This window comes from Roseateles sp. P2_H4, assembly GCF_056403315.1.
In genome coordinates, this window is the sequence record NZ_JBFUFR010000008.1 from 16,616 (window position 1) to 41,835 (window position 25,220).

At 67.5% G+C, this 25,220-nt stretch carries 16 protein-coding genes; 8 read left to right on the plus strand and 8 right to left on the minus strand.

Annotated features, from left to right (window positions below; all coding sequences use genetic code 11):
• Positions 1-186: 186 nt before the first annotated feature.
• The 7 genes from AC1DW3_RS08085 to AC1DW3_RS08115 all read right to left on the minus strand — a co-directional run bounded on the left by AC1DW3_RS08085 (position 187) and on the right by AC1DW3_RS08115 (position 9,951).
• The gene (locus AC1DW3_RS08085) at positions 187-786 is read right to left on the minus strand and encodes a histone (RefSeq protein WP_477930308.1); all 600 of its coding nucleotides are present in this window, start codon (positions 784-786) and stop codon (positions 187-189) included.
• A 209-nt stretch (positions 787-995) separates the two neighbouring features.
• The gene (locus tag AC1DW3_RS08090; protein ID WP_477930310.1) at positions 996-2,156 is read right to left on the minus strand and encodes a ribonucleotide-diphosphate reductase subunit beta; all 1,161 of its coding nucleotides are present in this window, start codon (positions 2,154-2,156) and stop codon (positions 996-998) included.
• A gap of 158 nt (positions 2,157-2,314) precedes the next feature.
• Entirely contained in the window at positions 2,315-5,221 is a 2,907-nt protein-coding gene (locus AC1DW3_RS08095) for a ribonucleoside-diphosphate reductase subunit alpha (RefSeq protein ID WP_477930312.1), read from the minus strand.
• A 482-nt stretch (positions 5,222-5,703) separates the two neighbouring features.
• The gene (locus AC1DW3_RS08100) at positions 5,704-7,155 is read right to left on the minus strand and encodes a sigma-54-dependent transcriptional regulator (protein WP_477930314.1); all 1,452 of its coding nucleotides are present in this window, start codon (positions 7,153-7,155) and stop codon (positions 5,704-5,706) included.
• Entirely contained in the window at positions 7,152-8,834 is a 1,683-nt protein-coding gene (locus AC1DW3_RS08105; RefSeq protein WP_477930316.1) for a sensor histidine kinase, read from the minus strand. Before AC1DW3_RS08105 ends, AC1DW3_RS08100 begins: the two co-directional genes overlap by 4 nt.
• Positions 8,835-8,836: 2 nt before the next feature.
• Positions 8,837-9,079 carry a PP0621 family protein gene (locus AC1DW3_RS08110; RefSeq protein ID WP_477930317.1) on the minus strand — a complete coding sequence of 81 codons (243 nt, stop codon included), beginning with the start codon at positions 9,077-9,079 and terminating at the stop codon, positions 8,837-8,839.
• Complete coding sequence (locus AC1DW3_RS08115; protein WP_477930319.1) at positions 9,076-9,951, minus strand: cytochrome C assembly family protein; 876 nt, start codon at positions 9,949-9,951, stop codon at positions 9,076-9,078. Before AC1DW3_RS08115 ends, AC1DW3_RS08110 begins: the two co-directional genes overlap by 4 nt.
• 58 nt (positions 9,952-10,009) lie before the next feature.
• Here AC1DW3_RS08115 and ffh point away from each other — a divergent pair, with 58 nt between their 5' ends.
• Together ffh and AC1DW3_RS08125 are read left to right on the plus strand one after the other, a co-directional pair.
• Positions 10,010-11,404, plus strand: a complete 1,395-nt coding sequence (ffh, locus tag AC1DW3_RS08120) for a signal recognition particle protein (RefSeq protein ID WP_477930321.1) — start codon at positions 10,010-10,012, stop codon at positions 11,402-11,404.
• A gap of 121 nt (positions 11,405-11,525) precedes the next feature.
• Positions 11,526-12,050 (plus strand): hypothetical protein, encoded by a 525-nt coding sequence (locus tag AC1DW3_RS08125; RefSeq protein WP_477930323.1) that lies wholly within the window; start codon positions 11,526-11,528, stop codon positions 12,048-12,050.
• Positions 12,051-12,056: 6 nt separating this feature from the next.
• Here AC1DW3_RS08125 and ftsY read toward each other — a convergent pair whose 3' ends face one another.
• Positions 12,057-13,211, minus strand: coding sequence for a signal recognition particle-docking protein FtsY (gene ftsY / locus AC1DW3_RS08130; protein WP_477930325.1), 1,155 nt, complete (start codon positions 13,209-13,211; stop codon positions 12,057-12,059).
• Between the two features lie 125 nt (positions 13,212-13,336).
• On the opposite strand from ftsY, the gene AC1DW3_RS08135 reads away from it, so the two are divergent.
• From AC1DW3_RS08135 to AC1DW3_RS08160, 6 genes are read left to right on the plus strand one after another with little or no spacing between them, the layout of a single operon-like run.
• On the plus strand, positions 13,337-17,212 hold the full coding sequence (locus AC1DW3_RS08135; protein WP_477930327.1) for a beta-galactosidase: 3,876 nt from the start codon (positions 13,337-13,339) through the stop codon (positions 17,210-17,212).
• Positions 17,213-17,232: 20 nt separating this feature from the next.
• A complete protein-coding gene (gene bglB / locus AC1DW3_RS08140; RefSeq protein ID WP_477930329.1) occupies positions 17,233-18,396 on the plus strand; it encodes a beta-galactosidase BglB in 1,164 nt (387 codons plus the stop codon).
• 2 nt (positions 18,397-18,398) lie between these two features.
• The gene (locus tag AC1DW3_RS08145; RefSeq protein WP_477930331.1) at positions 18,399-20,048 is read left to right on the plus strand and encodes an MFS transporter; all 1,650 of its coding nucleotides are present in this window, start codon (positions 18,399-18,401) and stop codon (positions 20,046-20,048) included.
• Positions 20,045-22,654 carry an exo-rhamnogalacturonan lyase family protein gene (locus AC1DW3_RS08150; RefSeq protein ID WP_477930332.1) on the plus strand — a complete coding sequence of 870 codons (2,610 nt, stop codon included), beginning with the start codon at positions 20,045-20,047 and terminating at the stop codon, positions 22,652-22,654. The genes AC1DW3_RS08145 and AC1DW3_RS08150 overlap by 4 nt, the downstream gene beginning before the upstream one ends.
• Position 22,655: 1 nt before the next feature.
• On the plus strand, positions 22,656-23,879 hold the full coding sequence (locus AC1DW3_RS08155; protein WP_477930334.1) for a rhamnogalacturonan acetylesterase: 1,224 nt from the start codon (positions 22,656-22,658) through the stop codon (positions 23,877-23,879).
• A 4-nt stretch (positions 23,880-23,883) separates the two neighbouring features.
• A complete protein-coding gene (locus tag AC1DW3_RS08160) occupies positions 23,884-25,116 on the plus strand; it encodes a serine hydrolase domain-containing protein (protein ID WP_477930336.1) in 1,233 nt (410 codons plus the stop codon).
• Positions 25,117-25,220: the final 104 nt, after the last annotated feature.

The window sequence follows — 25,220 nt, forward strand, 5'->3', positions numbered from 1 at the left end:
GCAGCGGCAACAGCTGTAGGACCAGGCCGCATCGCCGGCAAGAGGCGTCAGCAGATGCATCCGCGCCCACTTGCACGAGTGCGCCGGCAATAAAAAAACCCGGCACCGAAAATTCGGTGCCGGGTGTCTGATTCGCCGGGATCCGGGTGGACAAGCCACCCGGAGACGAGTCAGCGGATCGCCTGATTAGGGCTTGTTGCCGGTCGGGAAGGGCCAGGCAGCTTGCGGGCTCAGCGCGGTCTTGGCCGCAGGAGCGGTCGCAGCAGCGGCAGGCTTGGCAGCAGGGGCAGGCTTGGCGGCAGCCTTCTTCGGAGCAGCGGCCTTCTTGGCAGCAGGCTTCGCAGCGGGCTTGGCGGCAGGCTTGGCAGCAGCCTTCTTGGGAGCAGCAGCCTTCTTGGCCGGAGCAGCCTTCTTGGGAGCAGCAGCCTTCTTGGCGGGTGCAGCCTTCTTCGGTGCGGCCTTCTTGGCAGCAGCCTTCTTAGGAGCTGCAGCCTTCTTGGCCRGAGCGGCCTTCTTCGCCGGAGCAGCCTTCTTGGCCGGAGCGGCCTTCTTTGCCGGAGCAGCCTTCTTGGCCGGAGCGGCCTTCTTTGCCGGAGCGGCCTTCTTTGCCGGAGCAGCCTTCTTGGCCGGAGCGGCCTTCTTGGCCGGAGCGGCCTTCTTGGCCGGAGCGGCCTTCTTGGCCGGAGCGGCCTTCTTCGCCGGAGCAGCCTTCTTGGCCGGAGCGGCCTTCTTGGCCGGAGCGGCCTTCTTCGGTGCGGCCTTAGCCGGGGTCTTCGCAGTTGCCATGGTTTTCTCCTTGATCAAGTGGAAAAGTCACCGTCCCGCACGGACCGGTCCGTGCAGATACGGTTATTCACCGTCCGAGAGTCGCTCAGGAGGAACGCCTCGGTACGGTGAATCGGATCGCCATGCAGCCCCGCCACCWCAAGGGTGCTGATGCGGGTTTCGCTCGGTGACTGCATTGGCCAGGTCTTGATCTTGTGATGGCTGAGACTTCAGTCCCAGCTCAGGGCCCCGCCTGATTGGTACTCGATGACACGGGTCTCGAAGAAGTTGCGTTCCTTCTTCAAGTCGATCATCTCGCTCATCCAGGGGAAGGGATTTTCTTCGTTAGGGAACAGGGCTTCAAGGCCGATCTGCACCGCGCGACGATTCGCGATGAAGCGCAGATAGCCCTTGAACATCGAGGCGTTGAGGCCCAGCACGCCACGCGGCATGGTGTCCTCGGCGTAGCGATATTCCAGCTCGACGGCCTTCAGGAACAGCGCCTTGATCTCGGCCTTGAACTCGGCCGTCCAGAGGTGCGGGTTCTCAAGCTTGATCTGGTTGATCAGGTCGATGCCGAAATTGCAGTGCATGGACTCGTCGCGCAGGATGTACTGGTACTGCTCTGCCGCACCGGTCATCTTGTTCTGGCGGCCCATCGCCAGGATCTGCGTGAAGCCGACGTAGAAGAACATGCCTTCCATCAGGCAGGCGAAGACGATCAGGCTCTTCAGCAGCGTCTGGTCGGTCTCGGGCGTGCCGGTGTTGAAGTTCGGGTCCATGATCGCGCCGATGAAGGGGATCAGGAACTCGTCCTTGTCACGGATGGACTGGACTTCGTTGTAGGCGTTGAAGATCTCGCTCTCGTCGAGACCGAGCGACTCCACGATGTACTGGTAGGCGTGCGTGTGGATCGCTTCTTCGAAGGCCTGGCGCAGCAGGAACTGACGGGCCTCCGGCGCCGTGATGTGGCGGTAGGTGCCCAGCACGATGTTGTTGGCGGCCAGCGAGTCGGCGGTGACGAAGAAGCCGAGGTTGCGCTTGATGATGCGGCGCTCGTCTTCGGTCAGGCCGTTGGGATCCTTCCAGAGCGCGATGTCGCGGCTCATGTTCACTTCCTGCGGCATCCAGTGGTTGGCGCAGGTGGCGAGGTACTTCTCCCAGGCCCACTTGTACTTGAACGGCACCAACTGGTTGACGTCGGTCTGGCCGTTGATGATGCGCTTGTCGGCGGCACGCACGCGACGCGCGGTCGTGGGTTCACCGGACAGCTGGGGAGCGGGGATGGAGATGCTGGCGGCTTCGCGCGACGCTGTCGCCGAAGGCATGGCCGCGAGAGGCTTCGCGGTGTGGGTATCAGTGGACTTCAGGTCTTCGTCCCAATCCAGCATGGTGTGCTTCCTATCACTTCTAATTATCGGCAGTGCTTGTGCAAATCAACAAGAACTAGCTGCGGCTATTTGCATCATTCGCGCAAAGTTTGTTGCGCGTGGGCATCGAAAACAGGAGGTGCGCACTTGTCTATACAAGTACACACCTCCACTTCGACTTACTGGCAGGCCTCGCAGCCGGGGTCGTCGATGGCGCAGAACTTCATGTCGGTGGCCGGCAGTTCGGGCTCGACGACAGCGATCGGTGCAGCCGCAGCAGCCATCACCGGCGCCGCGCTGGACGACACCGAGTTGAGCTGGCCCGAGCGCGTGACCGTGCTCTTCTCGGCCTGTGTCGCGCTGATGGTGCGCAGGTAGTAGGTCGTCTTCAGGCCGCGCTGCCACGCCAGCTTGTAGGTCTCGTCGAGCTTCTTGCCCGATGCGCCGGCCATGTAGATGTTCAGGCTCTGCGCCTGGTCGATCCACTTCTGGCGGCGCGAGCCGGCTTCGATCAGCCACACGGTGTCGACCTCGAAGGCCGTCGCGTACAGCGCCTTGATGTCCTCGGGCACGCGGTCGATGCGGCGCAGCGAGCCGTCGAAGTGCTTGAGGTCCATGACCATCACGTCGTCCCACAGGCCCAGGGCCTTCAGGTCACGCACCAGCGATTCGTTGATGACGGTGAACTCGCCGGACAGGTTGGACTTGACCGACAGATTGCCGAAGCAGGGTTCGATCGACGCGTCGACGCCAATGATGTTGGAGATGGTGGCCGTCGGCGCGATGGCGATGCAGTTGCTGTTGCGCATGCCGAAGGTGGCGATGCGGCCGCGCAGCGAATCCCAGTCCAGCGTCGTCGAGCGGTCCACGTCGACGTAGCCGCCGCGGGCTTCGGCCAGCAGGTCGAGCGAGTCGATCGGCAGGATGCCGCGGTCCCACAGCGAGCCCTTGTACGAGGAATAGCGGCCGCGCTCTTCGGCCATCTCGGTCGAGGCCCAGTAGGCGTGGTAGCAGACGGCTTCCATCGAGCGGTCGGCGAACTCGACGGCAGCGTGGCTGGCGTAGGGCGTGCGCAGTTGATACAGCGCGTCCTGGAAGCCCATGATGCCCAGGCCGACCGGACGGTGGCGCAGGTTGGAGTCGCGGGCCTTCTTGACGGCGTAGTAGTTGATGTCGATGACGTTGTCGAGCATGCGCATGGCCGTGCGCACCGTCTTCTTCATCTTGACCTGGTCGATGGCGCCATCCTTGATGTGCTGGGCCAGGTTGACGGAGCCGAGGTTGCAGACGGCGATCTCGCTGTCGTTGGTGTTCAGCGTGATCTCGGTGCACAGGTTGCTGGAGTGCACGACGCCGACATGCTGCTGCGGGCTGCGCACATTGCAGGCGTCCTTGAACGTGATCCAGGGGTGGCCCGTCTCGAACAGCATCGACAGCATCTTGCGCCACAGGTCCTTGGCCGGCATGCGCTTGAAGAGCTTGATCTCGCCGCGGTCGGCCTTGGCCTCGTAGGCCGTGTAGGCCACTTCGAAGGGCTTGCCGAACAGGTCATGCAGGTCCGGGCAGGTGGAGGGGCTGAACAGCGTCCAGTCGCCGCCTTCGAGGACACGCTTCATGAACAGGTCGGGAATCCAGTTCGCCGTGTTCATGTCGTGGGTGCGGCGGCGGTCGTCGCCGGTGTTCTTGCGCAGGTCCAGGAACTCTTCGATGTCGAGGTGCCAGGTTTCCAGGTAGGCGCAGACGGCGCCCTTGCGCTTGCCGCCCTGGTTCACGGCGACGGCCGTGTCGTTGACGACCTTCAGGAAGGGGACGACGCCTTGCGACTTGCCGTTGGTGCCCTTGATGTGCGAGCCGAGCGCACGCACCGGCGTCCAGTCGTTGCCCAGGCCACCGGCAAACTTGCTCAGCAGCGCGTTCTCCTTCAGGGCCTCGTAGATGCCGTCGAGGTCATCGCTGACCGTCGTCAGGTAGCAGCTCGACAACTGCGAGCGGCGCGTGCCGGCGTTGAAGAGGGTGGGCGTGCTCGACATGAAGTCGAAGCTCGACAGCACTTCGTAGAACTCGATGGCGCGCGCTTCGCGGTCGATCTCGCCCAGCGCCAGGCCCATGGCCACGCGCATGAAGAAGGCCTGCGGCATCTCGATGCGCTGGTCTTCGATGTGCAGGAAGTAGCGGTCGTACAGCGTCTGCAGGCCGAGGTAGTCGAACTGCAGGTCGCGTTCGGCCTTCAGCGCGGCGCCCAGCTTGGCCAGGTCGTACTGGCCGAGCTTCTCGTCCAGCAGCTCGGCCTTGATGCCCTTCTTGATATAGCCGGGGAAGTACTCGGCATAGCGCTGGGCCATCTCGCCCTGCAGCACCTCGCCGCCGATGATCTCGCGGCGGATGGTGTGCAGCAGCAGGCGGGCGGTGGCGCGGCTGTAGCCGGGGTCCTTCTCGATCAGCGTGCGGGCGGCCAGGATGGCGGCCTTGTAGACCTCGTCGATCGCGACGCCGTCGTACAGATTGCGCATGGTCTCGGCCAGCACGGGGTCGGGCTTGACGTCGGCGCCGAGGTTCTCGCAGGCGGAGACGATCAGCGACTTCAGCTGGCCGAGGTCCAGCGGACGACGCTCGCCGCCGTCCACCACCATCAGCTSCGGCTCGGCCGCRCGCGTGGCCTCGCCCTGGGCGGCACGCTCCTGGGTGCGGCGCTCGCGATACAGCACATAGGCGCGGGCGACTTCGTGGTTGCTGCTGCGCATCAGGCCCAGTTCAACCTGGTCCTGCACATCTTCAATATGGAAGGTGCCGCCGCTCGGACGCGAACGCAGCAGGGCGCGCACGACGTTCTGGGTCAGCTGCTCCACCGTCTCGCGCACGCTGGCCGAGGCTGCACCGCTGGTGCCGTGCACGGCCAGGAAGGCCTTCATCAGCGCGACGGCGATCTTGCTCGGCTCGAACGAGACCACGGCACCGTTGCGGCGAATGATCTGGTAGGCCTGGTAGGTCGTCAGCGTGGGGGCGCTGGGAGCGGACGCGTCGGATCCAAACGCGACCGGTGCAGCGGGAATGGCTTGGGCCTGACCCGTGGCGGCTTCATGCAGCATGAGGAGATCCTTTATCGAGAAATGACGGGCAAATGCGCGGCAGCAACCCGGAGGTCGGGCCAGCGCATGGTGCGTAGCTTCAGTGGGGTGTTTCGTCCCTGCCGGTCCATTGCCAGGCCGGTGTTCCGGCTTGGGCCTCGGGCGCTTTGCTGCGGTGGCCAAGCCACTGCAAACAGCAAATCCGAGGGGAAGGTCATGGGGTCGACTGGGTTAGCAGGATATCACGAAGGGACACTATATCTATGGGCCGAAGACCCCTCAAGCACTACCCCTAGTGTCAAACCCTGGGCGTGATTCCGCTGGAAAAATGCCCGGCGCGCGCCTTTGTCCGATCAGATCGGGGCTCATGGCCGACAACCCGCATCAACACTGGGCTGGCGGGTCGAAGCGGCCCGCAAAGCCGCGCCAACGCTAGGCCCGGACAAGCACCCGACAGCCACGCTGCAGATTCAAGCAGGGCAAATCCCGAGAAGGTTTTTCGTTCAACTGTCACCCGCCGAGATCGCCAACCGCGCCATGCGGTAGCGGATCTGGCGCAGCGACAGCCCGAGGCTGGCCGCCGCCGCCGTGCGGTTGAAGCGGTGCAGCTCCAAAGCCCGCAGCAGGATGGCGCGCTCGACCTCGTCGAGATAGCGCGCCAGGTCCGATGGCAGCTCCTCGGGCAGGGACACGCCCTCGACGACGGGCGCTGCCTCGATGGGGAGGTCCAGGGCGGCGAACTGCGACTCGCTGCGGCCTTCATCGAGCAGGGTGTCGGGCAGGCCGAGATCGTCGGCGTCTATCCACTCACCGCCGGCCAGCGCCAGCGCGCGGTGCAGCAGGTTCTCCAGTTCGCGCACATTGCCGGGGAAGGCATAGCGCGACAAGGTCTGCAGCGCGCCCGCCGTCAGCCGCGGCGCCGGCGAGACACCAGCGTCCTGGGCGATGCGCGTCAGCACCCGGGTGCTGATCAGGCCCAGGTCCTCCAGCCGCTCGCGCAGCGGCGGCACGCGGATCTGGATGACATTGAGGCGGTAGAACAAGTCCTGGCGGAAGCGGCCCGCCGCGACCTCGGCGGACAGGTCCTTGTGCGTCGCGCTGAGGATGCGCACATTGATCGGCGTCTCGGCGGTGGCGCCGACCGGTCGCACCGAACGCTCCTGGATGACGCGCAGCAGCTTGCTCTGCATGGCCAGCGGCAGGTCGCCAATCTCGTCGAGGAAAAGCGTGCCGCCGTCGGCCGCCTGGAAAAAACCCTCGCGGTCCTCGTTGGCACCGGTGAAGGCGCCCTTGCGGTAGCCGAAGAACTCGGCCTCCAGCAGATTCTCGGGAATGGCGCCGCAGTTGACAGCGACAAAGCGCGCGTCAGCCCGCACGCCGTGGTCGTGGATGGCGCGCGCCACCAGCTCCTTGCCGGTGCCGGACTCGCCCTGTACCAGCACCGGCGCCATGCTGCGCGCCACCTTGTCGATCAGCGACCGCACCGCGCGGATGGCGGGTGATTCGCCGACCAGGCGCAAGGCCGACGCGGGCGTCGCCACGTCCTTCTCTTGTGCCGCCGCCGGCGCCGGCTCGGGCGCCACGCGGCCCAGGGCCGATCCGACGACGAGGCGGAACTGGCGCAGGTCCACCGGCTTGGTCAGATAGTCGTAGGCGCCGGCCTTCAAGGCCTCCACGGCGTTCTCGGCCGAGCCGAAGGCGGTGATGACGATGGCCTTCTCCGGCCGGCCCGCCTGCTCCAGCCAGCGCAGCAACGCCAGGCCCGAGCCGTCGGGCAGCTTCATGTCGGTGATGACGGCGCTGTAGGTCCCGGCCTGCAGATGCGCGAGCGCCTCGGCCACCGTGCCAGCGCTGTCGATCTCATAGCCTTCGCGCAGCAGCGTCAGCTCGTAGAGCGTGCGCAGATCGGGCTCGTCGTCAACGACCAGCAGGCGCGGGGGCGAAGCAGTAGTCATGCAGGGGATGCGGATGAGGGCGTGCGCAGTCGAACGCGGAACTCGTTGGCCGCCGCCTCGGTGGCGCGGCGGTAGTCGATGCGGGCACCATGACGCTCGCACAGCTCACGACAAATATAGAGGCCCAGGCCCGAACCGCGGCTGCGGGTCGAGAAGAAAGGCTCGAACAGATGGCGCTCGATCTCGTGCGGCACCGGCGGGCCCGCGCTGCGCACGAGCAGGTCCAGCGCATCGCCGTGGCGCTCCAGGCTTGCCTGGATGGCACCCGCGCCCGGTTCGGCATGGCGATGCGCGTTGTCCAGCAGGTTGACGAGGACGCGACGCAGATGCTCGGCGTCGAACAGGCCCACCAGGCCCGGCGCGGCGATGTGCAGCTGGAAGCGGCTCCCGGCGCCGGGCTCGACGCCATTGACGCGCACCCAGTCCTCGCAGGCCTCCTTCACCAGCATGCTGACGTCCAGCGGCTGGGTGTCGGGCTGCATGCCGGGAGCCAGTTCGCTGACGTCATCGACCAGGCGCTTGAGCCGCTGCACATTGGAAGCCACCATCTTGGTCAGCTGCTCCGCGCGGCCGCCGGCCACGTCCTCGGCCAGCAAGGCATTCGCCTGCGCTATTGCCGCCAGCGGGTTGCGGATCTCGTGCGCAATGCCCGCCGACACCCGGCCCATGGCGGCCAGCTTCTCCTGGCGGGTGCGCGCCAGCAGCTCGCGGTTGTCCTCGACGAAGAGCACGCACAGCTCCTCGCTGCCCTCGCGCTGGCGCGTGAAGCGCAGCCGCAGGCGCAGGCTGCGCGCGGCGCCGTTGTCCAGCGCGAGCGCCACGTCGACCTCCGCGCCCGCCTCGCCAGCGCTGCTGCCGTGAGCCTGCTCCAGGGCCAGCACCAGCGGCTGCCAGTCGGCCCGGCCGCGCAGCTGCCAGCTCAGCTCGCCACTGGCGGCGCCCAGCAGGACGCGCGCCGCCGGGTTCATCGCGCGCACGCGGCCGCGCCGATCGACGACGAGGACGCCCTCCTGCATCTCGTCGATGACGAGGCGGTTCAGTTGCTCCTGCTGGCGCGCCAGCGCGAGGCTGCCGCGCGCGGCCCTTTCCTCGCGGGCCAGGCGGGCGCTGAGCTCGCTGGCCAGCAGGCTGACGGCGAACAGGCCGCCCCCCACCAGACCGGCCTGCGTCGTCTTCAAGCCCACATCGTTGCCCGACAGCAGCGACCAACCCGCCGCAGCCAGCAGGCCCAGCGTCGCGATCGCGGCCGTCGCCAGCGCCAGCAACCGCGGGCTCAGCACGGCCGCCATCAGCACCGGCATGACGAACAAGGCGCCGTAGTTCACGCCGCTCGGGTCCAGCGCATGCAGCGCGCCAAACAGGATCAGGTCCACGCCGATGGCACTCCACCAATGGGGGCTGCTGATGCGCGCGAGGCTGCGTGCGGAAGCCCCGCGCCGCAACTGCGGCAGCAGCCAGAGCGCCAGCGCCGCCAGTGCATAGGAGACGCTGAGCGCCAGCGTCGAGCGCGCCGGTGTCGTCCCCAGAATGGCGGAGATCATTTGCGCCGCCACCAAAGCCAGGCCCAGGGCGGCCCGCGCCGACAGGAAGGCCCGGTAGAGGCGTTCGAACGAAGCACTGGCCTCGACCGGCGGCTCCGCCGGCGGCTGTTCGACGAACCAGCTCCCCGCGCCGGCCACCTTCAGGCCTGGCCCTGGCGGGCCTCGAAGCTGCTGCGGTGGCCCGCGCTGCAAAACACGCCGCCCTTGCCCGGCAGGGCCTCATCGGCCGGCAGGTGCATGCCGCATTCGGCGCAACGCAGCATGGGGCGGGGCGGTGCGGGCGGCTGGGGTTGGCTCGCCTCGGGCTCGCGCGGCTTGGCGCGCCTGACACCCAGCACGAAGAAAAGCACGGCCAGTCCGACCAGCAGCAGCAGGTACTTCATGCGCCGCCTCCGTTGACACCGCGTTGCAGGATGACCTCCAGCACGAAACGCGAGCCGGCATAGGACAGCAGCAGCAGGGCGGCGCCGGCATAGAGCCAACGCGTCGCGCGCCGGCCGCGCCAGCCATAGATGCGCCGGCCGACGAGCAGGCCGGTCAGTACCAGCCAACCCAGCACGGCGAGCAGGTTCTTGTGGTCCCAGCGCCAATGCGGCGTGAACCACCAGCCCAGCACGATGGCCAGCGACAGCACGCCGACGCCGGCGGCCACGAACTGGAAGGTCAGCCGTTCCAGCCGCAGCAGCGGCAGGCCGGCCGGTGTCGACTGCTTGCGGCGCAGCTGGGATTCGGCGCGGTTCATCAGCGCCGCGTGCAGCACCGCCACGCCGAAGAGGCCATAGGACGCCAAGCCCAGCACCCAATGCAGCGGCGCCCAGGGCGAGGCGGCCGTCGGCCGGCTTTCGCCCGGGAAGCCCCAGGCCAGCAGCACGGCAGCCGCCGCCAGCCAGGCCAGCACGCGGCGCACGCTGTGCAGCGGCAGAAAACGGCTTTCGACCAGATAGACCGTCAGCACCAGCCAGGTCGTCATCGACAGCGCCGGCGCGAAGCCGAAGCGCGCACCCGGCTCGGCCAGGCCGTAGCCACTGATGTCTATATAGAGGGCGATGAACTGGGCCGTCCAGGCCAGGGCCATGGGCGGCACGGAGCGCAGCGGGCGACGCACCGCGGCGTCCGCATCACCGGTGCGCGCGCGCAGCAGGCCGACCCAGACATAACCCAGCAGCGCCAGCGCGCTGGCGACGGCCAATGCGAGGCCCGGCCCGACGGCGCCGACCACGGCGGCGTCTCCAACAGGGGCGGGCGATAAACTCATGGCTGCAGTGTACTTTTGGCCTGTCGCCGTTCTGTCGACCCAGGCCCCCTTCCCAAACATGGCTTCCACCCTCTCCGACCGCCTGAGTCGCCTCGTCAAGACGATGCGCGGGCAGGCCCGCATCACTGAAAGCAATGTGCAGGACATGCTGCGCGAGGTGCGCGTGGCCCTGCTGGAGGCCGACGTGGCCTTGCCGGTGGTACGCGACTTCATCGCCCGCGTGAAGGAGAAGGCGCTGGGCCAGGAGGTCGTCGGCTCGCTGAACCCGGGCCAGGTGCTGGTTTCGGTGGTGCACAAGGAACTCGCCGCCACCATGGGCGAGGGCGTGGCCGACATCAACCTGGCCGCCCAGCCGCCTGCCGTGATCCTGATGGCCGGTCTGCAGGGCGCCGGCAAGACGACGACCACCGCCAAGCTGGCCAAGCACCTGATCGAGAAGCGCAAGAAGAAGGTGCTGACGGTCTCCGCCGACGTCTACCGCCCCGCCGCCATCGAGCAGCTGAAGACGGTGACCAAGCAGGCCGGCGCCGAATGGTTCGAGTCCACGCCCGACCAGAAGCCGCGCGACATCGCCCTGGCCGCGCTGGACTACGCCAAGCGCCACTACATCGACGTGCTGCTGGTCGACACGGCCGGCCGCCTGGCCATCGACGAAGCGCTGATGGCCGAGATCAAGGAGCTGCACAGCGTCCTGAATCCCGTCGAGACGCTGTTCGTCGTCGACGCCATGCAGGGCCAGGACGCGGTCAACACCGCCAAGGCCTTCAAGGAAGCACTGCCGCTGACCGGCGTCATCCTGACCAAGCTCGACGGCGACTCGCGCGGTGGCGCGGCCCTGTCGGTGCGCCAGATCACCGGTGCGCCGATCAAGTTCGCCGGCGTGTCCGAGAAGATCGACGGCCTGGAAGTCTTCGACGCCGACCGCCATGCCGGCCGCGTGCTGGGCATGGGCGACATCGTGGCCCTGGTCGAGCAGGTCACGCAGAACGTTGACCTGGCCAGTGCCCAGGCCATGGCCGAGAAGCTCAAGAGCGGCAGCGGCTTTGACCTGAACGACTTCCTGCAGCAGATCGCGCAGATGAAGAAGATGGGCGGCCTGGGCGGCCTGATGGACAAGCTGCCGACCGCCATGATGGGCAACAAGCAGCCCGGCCAGGCCGACATGGACCGTGCCGAGCGCGACATGAAGCGCATGGAAGGCATCCTGCGCGCCATGACCGCCAAGGAGCGCGCCCAGCCCACGCTGCTGATGGACGGCAAGAGCAAGGCCAGCCGCAAGCGCCGCATCGCCACAGGCGCCGGCGTACAGATCCAGGACGTCAACCGCCTGCTGAATCAGTTCGACCAGATGCAGGGCATGATGAAGAAGATGAAGGGCGGCGGCCTGATGAAGATGATGAAGAAGATGGGCGGCATGAAGGGCATGGGCGGCCCCGGCGGCCTGATGGGCTAGGGACAACCAGCACCCAATCCTTCGTCGGACTGTCCGGCGACACAAGTGCTCACACTTGGTCCCAAGGTCCGGGGACAGCCGGCCATGGTCAAGACCCGGCACTGCCGCTAGCGTGCTCCGCATGCTGAATCTTCACCTCCCCGCCTGGCTGAGCAACCTGACCGGACAGGGCGCCCCGCGCCGCCAGGTCGACGCATCTGACACCGTGATGCACTGGCCGCCCACGGCCGCACGCGTGCTGGTGAGCTCGGAGCGCCACGCCCACAAGAGCATCTCCCACGCGCTGACGCTGGAGCATCCCAAAGGCTTTCTGCTGGCCCATGTGCCCCTGCACAAGCTGGTGCGCGTGCCCAAGCAATACTCCTACCGCGAGTGGCTGTCTCGCACTGGCCTGCTGACTGTCGACTTTGCACTGTGCGACGAGCACGGCTATGTGCGCTCTGTCGTGCTGCTGCCCGTCGCCGAAGACCAGGTCCGCCACTCCCGCAAGCGCGAACGCCTGCTGCGGGTGCTGGGCGCCACGGAGCTGGCGGTCACGCACTGGGACCGTGAGTGGCAGAACGACACGCCGGAAACGCTGCGCGAACGGCTGTTCTCCAAGGCCAAGGCGTCCGGCTACTACGCCGACACGCCCCAGGCCCATTGAAACGATTTATTCCAGCAGGGCGCGCGCGAACTCGCGCGCGCTGAAGGTCTCGAGGTCTTCCAGCTTCTCGCCGACGCCGATGAAATAGACGGGCACGGGCCGCTCGCGCGCGATGGCCGCGAGCACGCCGCCCTTGGCCGTACCGTCGAGCTTGGTGACGATCAGTCCGGTCAGGCCCAACGCCTCGTCAAAAACCTTGACCTGGTTCAGCGCGTTCTGGCCGGTGTTGCCGTCCACCACCAGCAGCACCTCGTGAGGCGCGCCCTCCTGGGCCTTGGCGATGACGCGCCTGATCTTCTTCAGCTCCTCCATCAGGTGGACCTGGGTCGGCAGGCGACCGGCCGTGTCGGCAATGACGACATCGACGCCGCGCGCACGGCCGGCGTTGACGGCATCGAAGGACACGGCGGCAGGGTCGCCACCCTCCTGGCTGATGATCTCGACCTTGGCGCGGTCGGCCCAGACGCCCAACTGCTCACGCGCGGCGGCGCGGAAGGTGTCGGCGGCGGCCAGCAGCACCTTCTGGTCGGCCTCGGCCAGGTGGCGGGTCAGCTTGCCGATGCTGGTCGTCTTGCCGGCACCGTTGACGCCGACGACCATCATGACGGTGGGCGTGTGGCGCCCCACTTCCAGGCCCTTCTCCAGCGGCGCCAGCAGCTCGGCCAACGCGTCGATGAGCAGGCCACGCACGGCCTGCGGCTCGGTCACGCGGGCATCCTTGACGCGGCGCTTGAGGTCATCGAGCAGGAACTGCGTCGCCTTGACGCCGGCATCGGCCATCAGCAGGGCCTCTTCCAGCTCTTCGTAGAGCTGCTCGTCGATCTTGGCGCCGCTGAAGACGCCGGCAATGCTGCCGCCGGTCTTGCGCAGGCCGGCGCGCAGGCGGTCCATCCAGCTGGCGCGCGGCGGCAGGGCCGGCACGGCAACGGGCGCCTGCACTGGCGCTGACACCACGACAGGCGCTGCAAAGGGTGCAGCGATAGGCGCAGCAACGACGGCTGGCACGGGGGCTGGCACAGGGGCGATGACCGTTGCAGGGGCCGGAACGGGCTCCGGCGCCGGCTTGCTGGCCGGCTTGGTGACCCAGCCTTCCGGAAGCAGGGTCGGCGCCTCGTCGGCGGGCGCGGGAGGCGGGGGCGTCTTCTTGAAGAAACTGAACATAGGCCGCCATTTTCGCCTGCCCTCACGAAAGCCCTTGGATGGCGCCTTTCTCGCAAGCGCTTGATTTTTTGGCGATGGCGAACCGGGTGACACTGATTCAGGCTCCCCGCACTCCCGGTCCGCTCATGCACGCTGCCCTGCCTTCCGCCCTTCGGTCGCTCCCGCTCGCCGCGCTGCTGCTGTGTGCCGCTGCCGTCGCACAGGACCTGCCCGGCCAGCAGGCGCCCACCGCCGTCAGCACGCCGGCTCGAGCGGTCGCGCCGGCCGCCAAGGCCGAGCGCAGCTTCCTGATGTCCGCCTTCATGGCGACCTCGCAGAACAAGCTCAGCCTGTTCTCGTCGAGCGACGGCATCACGTTCACGTCGCTGGGCTCTGAGGTCTATGAGCCGCCCAAGGACCTGCTGCGCGACCCGTCCATCATCCGCGCGGCCGACGGCCTCTACTACATCGCCTACACGACGAACTGGTCGGGCTCGACCTTCGGCATCGCGAGGTCAGCCGACCTGAAGACCTGGACGCACGTGGCCGATGTGCCGGTCAAGCTGCCCGGCGTCTCCAACGTCTGGGCGCCGGAATGGTTCCGCGAGGCCGACGGCAGCTTGAAGCTGGTCGTCAGCCTGTCCAAGGGCGGCACACAAGGACCGTTCGCCGCCTACTCGGTGAAGGCGCTGGACGCCAGCTTCACCAAGTTCGCCGATCCCGTGCCCATGCGAGGTTTGGAAAACAACTTCATCGACACCTTCGTCATCCAGCACGACGGCCGCTACGTCGCTTTCACGAAGAACGAGACCACCAAGTTCATCGAACTGGCCACCGCGCCGTCGCTGGACGGGCCGTGGACGGTTGAGAAGACCGGCGACTGGGCTGGCTGGGGTGGCCCGTCCGAAGGCCAGGCCCTGGTACCCATCAAGGGCGGCTGGCGCATCTATTTCGACGACTACACGACCAAGCGCTACTGGTACTCCGACAGCTTCGACGGCCTGAAGACTTGGACGGCCAAGAAGGAGCTGGGCGGCGTGTCGGGCACCGTGCGCCACTTCACCGTGATCTCCGAAGAGACCGCGCAACTGGAGCGCGCAACGGCGCCGAAGAACAAGCCCAAGGCAATCGCCTGGGACCGGCACTCGTTGATCATCGACGGCCGGCGCGAAATGATCTTCGCCGGCGAGATCCACCCCTTCCGCCTGCCCTCGCCCAGCCTGTGGCGCGACGTGCTGCAGAAGATGAAGGCGTCCGGGCTGAACGCCGTGTCCTTCTACTTCAGCTGGGGCTACCACTCGGCCAAGCCGGGCCACTACGACTTCACCGGCGTGCGCAACATCGAGCGTGCCATCCAGATGGCCGAAGAGGAAGGCCTCTACGTCATCGCCCGCATGGGGCCCTACGTCAATGCTGAGCTGACCGCCGGTGGCTTCCCCGGCTGGCTGCTGCGCCAGCGCGCCGAAGCGCGCACCGACGCGGCCGAATACCAGGCCGCAGCCGATGAATGGATGACGCAGATCAACGCCATCCTGGCCCGCCACCAGATCACCAACGGCGGCGGCAACGTCATCGCCTACCAGCTGGAGAACGAGCTGTTCTCGGTGCAGCCCAAGAACATCCGCCATATGCAGCATCTGGCGGACAAGGCGCGCGCCGACGGCATCACGGTGCCCCTCTTCCACAATGCCGCTTCACGCCTGCCGGACTGGACGCCGAAGAACTCCACCGCGTCCTTCGCCAACCCCGGTCCGACCGACCTCTACGCCTTCGACGGCTACCCCGGCGGCGTCTGCAGCGTGGATGCGCAAACCGGCACGCCCGCACCGGCGCCGGACTGGGGCATCTACGGCAAGAACTATCCCAAGGTCGGCTCTCTGGCCTCGCCCAACACGCCGGGCTTTGTCGCCGAGATCGGCGCGGGCTGGTTCGACTACTGGGGCAGCAACGGCACCTATGAGTGCACGGCCCAGCGCCAGGGCCCCGGCTACCAGCGCGTGTTCTACGGCAGCAGCCTCATCAATGCGCTGACCATCCATTCCATCTACATGGCCTTCGGCGGCACCAGCTGGGGCTGGCAACCCGGGCCCATCGTCTACACCAGCTACGACTACGGCTCGCCCATCAGCGAGGCCCGCGTCATGCGCGACAAGGCCCTGGTGCTCAAGCAGATGGGCGGCTTCGTCCAGGCCGCCACGCCGGTACTGACGCAGATGGACAAGGGCGAACCGCTGGACCCGGGCAATGCCAAGGTCAGGCTGTATCACAACGTCAACCAGGCACTGGGCAGCCATGTACTGCTGGCGCAGCACAACGCGCTGACCGGCACCGAGGCCTTCGGCTTCAAGCTGCAGACGCGCGACGGCAGCTACCAGATCCCGCACGCCGGCAAGCTGACACTGACCGGCCAGGACGCCAAGATGCTGCTGGCCAGCTACGCGCTGGAGCGCCAGCATCTCGTCTACAGCACGAGCGAGCTGCAGGCGCAGCTGCAGCAGGGCGCGCGCGACGTGGCGCTGTTCTACGGCCGCAACGGCGACGACGGCGAGACCGTGCTGCGCTATGCCGCCAGGCCGACCGTGAAGCTGCTGCGCGGCCAGGCCCAGCTGAACTGGGATGCCAGGAGCGGCGACCTGCGGCTGAACTACCAGCACAGCGGCCTCGTCGAAGTACTGATCAGCGGCGCCGGCCGCGCGCCCTTGCTGCTGCTGCTTGCCGACGAGAAGACGGCCCAGGAGTTCTGGCGGCTGCAAGGCGTGCTGGTGCGCAGCGCGGCTCTCGTTCGCGCGGCGGCCGTCGATGGCAAGACGTTGAAGCTGAGCGGCGACACGACCGCGCCCAGCGCACTGCGCGCCTGGGTACCCGATGGCATCACCGGTCTGAACTTCAACGGCCAGCCCGTCGCCGTTGCAGCTCAAGACTTCAGCCTCGCCGCCCGCACCGCCCTGCCCGGTCCCGACGTGATCAAGCTGCCCGACCTGACGCAACTGGCCTGGACGCGCCGCTTCGACTCCCTCGAAGCCGCACCCGGCTTCGACGACAGCGCCTGGCGCAAGGCCGACGCGACCGCTTCGGCCGCCAATGTCTACACCGCGCCCGACAAGGGCCAGCCCGTGCTGGCGATGAGCGACTACGGCTTCCACCACGGCGACGTCTGGTACCGCGGCCGCTTCACGACGACGAGCACTGCCAAGCCGCTGCAGCTCGAACTCTTCTTTGGCGGCGGCGGCGCCGGCATGATCCAGGTCTGGCTGGACGGCCGCTTCCTCGGCCAGCAGGAGAACGACACCGGCCGGCCCTTCCCCGAGACGACCGACAGCTTCAAGCAGCAGCTGAAAGACCTGCCGGCCGGCGAGCATGTGCTGGCCGTCGTCGTGCGCAACAACTCGCACAACTGGGATCTGTTCGCCGACGATGCCCACAAGGAGGCCCGCGGCCTCATCGCCGCGTCGCTGGCGACCCGGGGCGGCCAGCGTTTCGGTCTGCCCATCGCCTGGAAGATCCAGGGCAACAAGGGCGGCGAGGACATTGCTGACCTCGTGCGCGGCCCGATGAACAACGGTGGCCTGCAGGGCGAGCGCATGGGCTGGCATCTGCCTGTCGATCCGAGCAAGCCGCAGCTTGGGTGGGAAACCACCACGCCCAGCGCCGCACCGCCCGCGCCCGGCAGCTACTGGCTGCGCACCCACTTCAAGCTCGACCTTCCCGCCGGCCACGACGTGCAGCTGGGCCTGGCCTTTGGCGATACGACGAAGCCGCGCTCCGAGGTCGAGAACCGCGCGCTGATCTTCGTCAACGGCTGGAATATGGGCCAGTTCATCGCCCACGTCGGCCCGCAGCGCGTCTTCGTACTGCCGCCCGGCATCCTGAATCCGAACGGCGACAACACGCTGACGCTGGCCGTCACCACCGATGGCCAGGCGGCCAACGCGTTGGAGGCCGTGCACCTCGTGCCGCTGGCCGTGGCGCGCGGCGGCGTACCGTTGGAGCCGGTGCCCCAACCGCGCAACCTGCAGCGTTGAATACATACCGAGACATGACCATGCCCAATCAAGTCCTCAAGCCCGTCGATTCGTCCAAGATCCACCCGCTGCTGGCCCACCACACGGCCAAGCTCGGCGCGGACCGCGATGACATCCGCGGCGCCATCGATCGCCTGATCCACAACCTGGTCAATATCGAGGACAAGGACGGCAAGTTCCTGCTGCGCCTGGACGATGGCCGCGTGCTGGACACCAAGGGCTGGAACGGCTTCGAGTGGACGCATGGCGTGGGCCTGTACGGCGTCTACAAGGTCTGGGAGCTGACCGGCGACCCCAAGGCCTGGGACATCATGACGAGCTGGTTCGAGGCCCGCTTCGCCGAGGGCATGCCCAGCCGCAACATCAACACGGTGGCGCCCTTCCTGACGCTGGCCTATCTGTTCGACCGCACCGGCGAGCGCCGCTTCCTGCCCTATATCGACCGCTGGGCCGAGTGGGTCTACAAGGACCTGCCGCGCACCGAGGAAGGCGGCTTCCAGCACATCGTCTACAACAGCGTGAACCACCAGCAGCTGTGGGACGACACGCTGATGATGTCGGTCTTGCCGCTGGCCAAGTTCGGCCTGCTGCTGGACCGGCCGCACTACGTCGAGGAGGCCAAGCGCCAGTTCCTCGTCCACATCAAATACCTGGCCGATCGCAAGACGGGCCTGTGGTTCCACGGCTGGACCTTCGAGGGTCGGCACAACTTTGCCAACGCGCTCTGGGCACGCGGGAACTCGTGGGTCACCATCGTCATCCCCGAGTTCATCGAGCTGCTGAACCTGCCGGAGGGCGACGCCTTCCGGCAGTTCCTGGTGTCGACGCTGGAGGCGCAGGTCAAGGCGCTCGCCGCCTGCCAGTCCGCGTCCGGCTTGTGGCCGACGCTGCTGGACGATCCGACGTCGTATGACGAGGCCGCCGCCTCGGCCGGTTTCGCCTACGGCATCCTGAAGGCCGTCCGCAAGGGCCATATCTCCAAGGACTGCGAGGCCTTGGGCCTGAAGGCCGCGCTGGCCGTGCGCAGCAAGATCAACGACGCGGGCGAGTTGACCCAGGTCAGCTTCGGCACGCCGGTGTTCAACACGCTGCAGGAATACAAGGACATCCCGCTGACCTCCATGCCCTTCGGCCAGGCCATGGCACTGCTGGCCATGGGTGAGCTGCTCGTCCGCTTCATCTGACGATGAAAAACCTGCACCCCGCGGCCCGCGAGCCGAACTGGATCAACTACTGGGGCTGGGGCTCGGGCGACATGCTGGGCGCCGGCGCCCAGGCCGTCATCACCGGCTGGCTGTTCTATTTCTTCACGACCTTCTGTGGCCTTAGCGCCGTGGAAGCTGGCCTGATCCTGGGTCTGCCCAGGCTGCTTGAAGCCATCACCTGCCCGCTGATCGGCTATGTGTCCGACAACCTGCGCCACACCTGGGTGGGCCGCAAGATCGGCCGGCGCAAGCTCTTCCTGCTCATCACCATCCCGCTGCTGCCCAGCTTCGCGCTGATCTTCCGCACCGGCCACAGCTTCACCTACTACCTGCTCGCCTTCATCTTCTTCGAGCTGCTGTACACGATGTTTCTCATCCCCTGGGAGACGCTGGCGGCCGAGATGACCAAGGACTACAAGGCCAAGGCCAAGTTCGCCGGCGCGCGCATGATCGTCGCGCAGAGCTCGGCCATCCTGGCCTCCTACCTGCCCACGCTGCTGATCAGCCAGTTCGGCGGCAAGGACTCGCCCGACACCTTCTTCTGGATGGCGGCCATCTTCGGCTGCATCTTCTCGGTCGTCGTGACCATCGTCGTGCTGACGACCTGGGAGCGCCCCTACGGCACCCGCGAACAGGCCGTGCTGTCGCAGACCTATGGCGGCGTGACGCTGAAGGCGGCGCTGGCCCTGCCGGTCAAGATGTTCGGCGACCTGTTCTCGACGCTGAAGATCCGCGCCTTCCGCCAGCACCTGTCCATCTACCTGGGTGGCTATCTGTCGCAGGACATCTTCAACACCGCCTTCCCCATCTTCGTGGCGACGGTGCTGATGGGCGCCACCCTCGTCATCTCGCAGCTGATGACGGTCATGTATGTGGCCCAGCTGATCTCGGTGATGGTGGCCATCCAGATCGTCATCCGCACCGGGCCCGTGCTGGCCTACCGCCTGGCGATCTCCCTGTTCGGCGCAGCGCTGTTGCTGTACCTGGGCTTCTTCCTGTTGCGGCCCGAGGGCTTCGACGCCGGCTTCAAGGCGCTGGGCACCAACCTCTTCAGCGCGCTGAACCCCGCCAGCGGCAGCTTCAGCCTGGTGTTCTGGATCTTCGTGCCCATCGTGCTGGCGGGCCTGGGCCGCGGCACGCTGAACTTCGTGCCCTGGTCGGTCTACAACTACCTGCCCGACATCGACGAGGCCGTCACCGGCCAGCGCCGCGAGGGCATCTTCGCCGGCGTGATGACGCTGGTGCGCAAGATGGCCCAGAGCGCCGCCATCATCGCCAGCGGCTGGATCATCGACCTGGGCGGCTATATCTCACCCAAGAGCCGCCCCGGCGAGGTCATCGTGCAAAGCCCCGAGGCCATCCAGACCATCACCGGGCTGATGGTGGGCGGGCCCCTCTTGATGATGCTGTTCGGCCTGATCGCCTCCTGGTCCTTCCGCCTCAATGCCAGCACGCATGCCGTCCTCGTCAACGAGGTCGAGCGCCTGCGCAGCGGCGCCACCGAGGCAGAAACCGATGAAAGCCGCCGCATCGTCGAAGACCTGACCGGCTGGTCCTACGACCGCCTGTGGGGCCGCGGCAGCGGCCACGCCACCGACTCCTCGCTGCAACCCCTGCAAGCCCGCCCATGACCGACTTCAGCCGCCGCAATTTCTTCAAGACCGCGTCACTGCCTTTGGGCATCACCGGCCTCACCGGCTTGGCCACTGCCGCCAGCGCAGCGCCGGCGCCAGCGCCGGTCGCCACGGTTTCCACCGAGCTGCTCGCGCTGCGCTGGCTCGACGGCGCCGCGCCCGCACTGCCGCTGGGCGCAACGCTGGGCCTGCCCTGGCCGCGCGGCCAGTATCAGAAGAGTCAGGACTTCAACGCGGTCGATGCCAAGGGCAACCCGCTGCCGCTGCAGACCTGGCCGCTGGCCTACTGGCCCGACGGCTCGCTGAAATGGACGGCGCATGCACTGCCGGCCGGCGTCGACGCCGGCGCCGCACCCAGCATCCGCGCCGGCAAGGGCGTGACCACAGGCGGCGCCATCGTCAGCGTCAAGGAGGGGCCGGACTTCATCGAAGTCGACACCGGCGTCATCCGCTGCAAGCTGCCACGCCAGGGCGCCAGGCTCATCCAGGGCATCGAGCGCGACGGCCGCGAGGTGCTGGGCGCCTGCACCCTCATTGCGCAGACCGACGACAAGCCCGATGCCGAGCAGGGTGCTGTCACGCAGACCGCCTTCCAGAGCCGCACGACTAAGCTGACCGTCGAGCAGACCGGCCCGGTGCGCGCCGTCATCAAGGTCGACGGCCAGCACCGCAGCGCCGCCGGCCGCGAATGGCTGCCCTTCTCGGTGCGCTTGTATTTCTACGCCGGTGCCGAGTCCCTGCGCGTCATGCACACCTTTGTCTTCGATGGCGACGACCAGAAGGATTTCCTGCGCGGCATCGGCCTGCGCTTCGACGTGCCGCTGCGCGACGCCCTCTACGACCGCCATGTGCGCTTTGCCGGCGAAGCCGGTGGCCTCTGGGCCGAGGGCGTGCGCAACCTGACCGGCCTGCGCCGCGACCCCGGCGCCGCCGTGCGCGAGGCCCAGCTCGCCGGCCGCGCCACGCCGCCGGTGGCGCAATGGGGCAAGCAGGTGCGCGAACTGCAACGCGGCTATATCGGCGGCGCCACCGGCGGCGTGGCATTCGGCCTGCGCGACTTCTGGCAGCGCCACCCGACGCAGCTGGACATCCGCAACGCCCACACCGACGCCGCGCAGGTGACGCTGTGGATGCACTCGCCCGAGGCGCCGGCCATGGACCTGCGCTTCTATCACGATGGCCTCGGCATGGAGACCCACGAGCAGGAGCTCGAAGGCCTGGAGGTCACTTACGAGGACTACGAGAAGGGCTTCGGCACGCCGGTAGGCATCGCGCGCAGCAGCGAGATCACGCTGTGGGCGCTGGCCGCCACGCCGACCCGCGAGCGCCTCGTGCAGATGGCTACCGCGGTGCAAACGCCGCCGCAGCTGGCTGCGTCGCCAGCTCGCTATCTGCAGGCCGGCGTCTTCGGCAAGCTATGGAGCCTGCCCGACCGCAGCACGCCGGCACGCCAGAAGATCGAGGACAAGCTGGACTTCCTGTTCGGCTTCTACGCCAAGGAGACCGAACAACGCCACTGGTACGGCTTCTGGGACTATGGCGACGTCCGCCACACCTATGACAGCGACCGCCACGAATGGCGCTACGACGTCGGCGGCTTCGCCTGGGACAACTCCGAGCTCTCGCCCGACCTCTGGCTCTGGTACGCCTACTTGCGCAGCGGCCGCGCCGACATCTTCCGTTTCGCCGAGGCCATGGTGCGCCACACCAGCGAGGTCGACATCTATCACGCCGGCCGCTTCCAGGGCCTGGGTACGCGGCACAACGTGCAGCACTGGGGCTGCAGCGCCAAGCAGGCGCGCATCTCCACGGCTGCCTACCGTCGCTTCTACTACTACCTGACGGCGGACGAGCGCATCGGCGACGTCATGCGCGAGGTGCTGAACGCCGACAGCAAGATGGACGAGGTCGACCCCGTGCGCAAGATCGCCGGCCGCGTCGACAAGGGCCCCTGGCCGGCACGCATCGGTTTCGGCACGGACTGGGGTTCGGTGGTCGCCAATGTGCTGACCGAATGGGAGCGCACCGGCGACGTCCGCTGGCGCAACAAGTTGCTGCGCGGCATGAAAGGCATTGCCGCCATGCCGCATGGCTTCTTCACCGGCAGCGGCGGCTACGAGCCCACGGGGCTCAACGAAGGCGCCTTCCACAACGTCAGCGGCGACAAGCTCAGCGCCAGCCACCTGAGCGCCGTCTTCGGTGCGGTGGAGATGATGGCCGAGCTGGTCGACCTCATCGACGAGCCCGCCTTCAAGCAGGCGTGGCTGCAGTATTGCGAGCTCTACAACGCGCCGAAGGAACAGCAGGTCAAGGCGCTGGGTGCGCCGCATGGCGGCGGCACCGTGCTGAGCGTGGGGCATTCGCGTCTGAGCGCCTACGCGGCCAAGAGCAAGCAGGACAAGGCCCTGGCCCAGCGCGCCTGGCGCGAGTTCTGGGCCGACGACCCGCGCGGCCACAAGACGCTGAAGACGACGCGCATCGCCGGCCCGCTGGCGCTGAACCCGGTCGACGAGGCGCCGTGGATCAGCACCAACGACACGGCGCAATGGGGCCTGGCGGCCATCCAGAACCTGGCCCTGATCGGCGACCAGCTGACCGACTGACATGAAGAGCCTCCTCCTCATCGCCAGCCTGCTGGCCGCACCCGCCTTGGCCGCCGACAAGGCCATGAGCTTCGACCTCACCGGCCCTGAGCAGACCTACAGCCGCGAACGCGGCAACGGCTTCGAGCCCGGTTCGCCACGCAATGCGGCCGGCCAGCCCAGCTTCTTCTCGATCGACCTGCCCGAAGGCAACTACCGCGTCACCGCCACGCTGGGCGGCGCCGAGGCGAACAACACGACGGTCAAGGCCGAGCTGCGCCGGCTGATGCTGGACAGCGTCAGCCTGCCCGCAGGCAGCACCGAGACCCGCAGCTTCATCGTCAACGTGCGCACGGCCGACATCACCGCCGCGCCAGGGGTCGAAGCCGGCCGCGTCAAGCTCAAGGAGCGCGAGATCGCCAGCGAAGCCTGGGCCTGGGACCGCCGCCTCACGCTTGAGATCAACGGACCGCATCCCGCCCTGCGCCAGCTCGTCATCGAGCCGGTCAGCCTTCCCACCGTCTTCCTGCTCGGCGACTCGACCGTCGCCGACCAGAGCGGCGAGCCTTATGCCAGCTGGGGCCAGATGCTGACAGCCCTGTTCAAGCCCAGCGTGGCCGTGGCCAACCATGCGGAGTCGGGCGAGACCTTCCGCGACTCGCTGGCGCGCCGGCGCATCGACAAGATCCTGTCGGTGCTGCAGCCCGGCGACACCGTGCTGATGCAGTTCGGCCACAACGACCAGAAGCAGCAGAAGGACGGCAGCGGCAATGCCGAGAGCTACAAGGCCGAGTTGCGCACGCACGCCGAACGCATCCTGGCGCGCGGCGGCGTGCCGGTCGTGGTGTCGTCGATGGAGAGGCGCAACTTCGACGCGCAAGGCAAGCTCAAGCCCAGCCTGACCGAGTACGCCGACTCGGCCCGCGCCGTGGCCCAGGACATGAAGCTGGCCTTCATCGACCTCAACGCGATGAGCCAGCAGGTCTATGCGGCCCTGGGGCCCGAGCGTTCCCAGGCCGCCCACCCGCTGAACAACGGCAAGCTGGACAACACCCACCACAACAACTACGGGGCCATGCAACTGGCGCGTTTGGTGGCCCTGGGCCTCAGGGAAGCCCGGGTGCCGGTGGCTGATCAGCTGCGGGATGATCTCGGCGCCATCGAGCCGGGCAAACCGCAGGCGCCGGAGCAGTTCCACGTCGCCACCAGCCCCGGCTTCACCAACCAGCGCCCGCTGGGCGACTAGCCGCATGAAGTCTCTCGTCCTTGCCGTGGCGCTGGCCTGCGCCGCGGTGATCCACGCGCCCGCCTCGATCGCAGCGCCGCCGGCCCTGGTCGCCGGCTTCTCGCCCGAACGGCTGAAGCGCCTGGACGCCGCCATAGCCGAGCAGATTTCGCAGAAGCAGCTCGCCGGCGGCGTCATGGTGGTGCTGCGCGATGGCAAGCCTGTCGTCTTCAAGGCCTATGGCCAGCAGGACGTCGAGAACGCCAAGCCCATGCGCACGGACGCCATCTTCCGCATCGCCTCCATGACCAAGGCGCTGACGACGGTCGCGGCCATGATGCTTTACGAGGAAGGCCGTTTCCTGCTGAAGGACCCGGTGGCGCGCCATCTGCCGGCCTTCGCCAATGTGCAGGTGGCGCTGCCCGGTGGCGGCACCGAGAAGCCGCGCCGGCCGCTGACCATCCACGACCTGCTGACCCACACGGCCGGCATGAGCTATGGCCCCGGCCCGGCCAAGGCCGCCTACGACGCGGCCGGCATGAAGGACTGGTATCTCGTCGGCAACGACGAGACGCTGGCGCAATGGACCGACCGGCTGGCCGCGCTGCCGCTGCAGGGCCAGCCGGGCGATGCCTTCATCTACGGCTATGCGACCGACGTGCTGGGGCGGCTGGTGGAGGTCGTGTCCGGCCAGCCGCTGGACCGCTTCATCCGCGAGCGCATCACCGGCCCGCTGCGCATGCCGGACACCAGCTTCTTCCTGCCACCCGACAAGCTCGATCGCCTGGCCAATGTCTACGGCCTGGAGGGCGGGCAGATCAAGCTGATGGAAACGGCCGCGCGCAGCGACTTCGTCGACGGCCCGCGCAAGCTGCTGTCCGGTGGCGCCGGCATGCTGTCCACGGCCGGCGACTACACCCGCTTCCTGCAGATGCTGCTCAACAAGGGCGAACTCGACGGCGTGCGCCTGCTCGCGCCCCACACCGTGGCGCTGATGACGGCCGACCATCTCGGAGCCAAGTCCGGTGGCGACGCCGATGGCTTCGGCCTGGGCTTCTGGGTCAATGTGCGCACCGGCGGCTTCAAGGAGCTGGGCAGCGAAGGCGCCTTCGGCTGGGGCAGCGCCTATTTCCCGCAGTACACGGTGGACCCCAAGGAGCGCCTGGTCATCCTCTTCATGACCCAGCTGCGGCCCGCGGGCAACTCGACGCTGCATCTGCGCGTGCGCAACCTGACCTATCAAGCCCTCATGAAGTGACGCGCGATGCCACATCGGGTATCGCGAACGCCGTGTTAGCGCGCATCAATTCGCGCCGTCGACGGCGTATTTGAAACGCGGCCCAAACGCTCATTGGGTTGAGT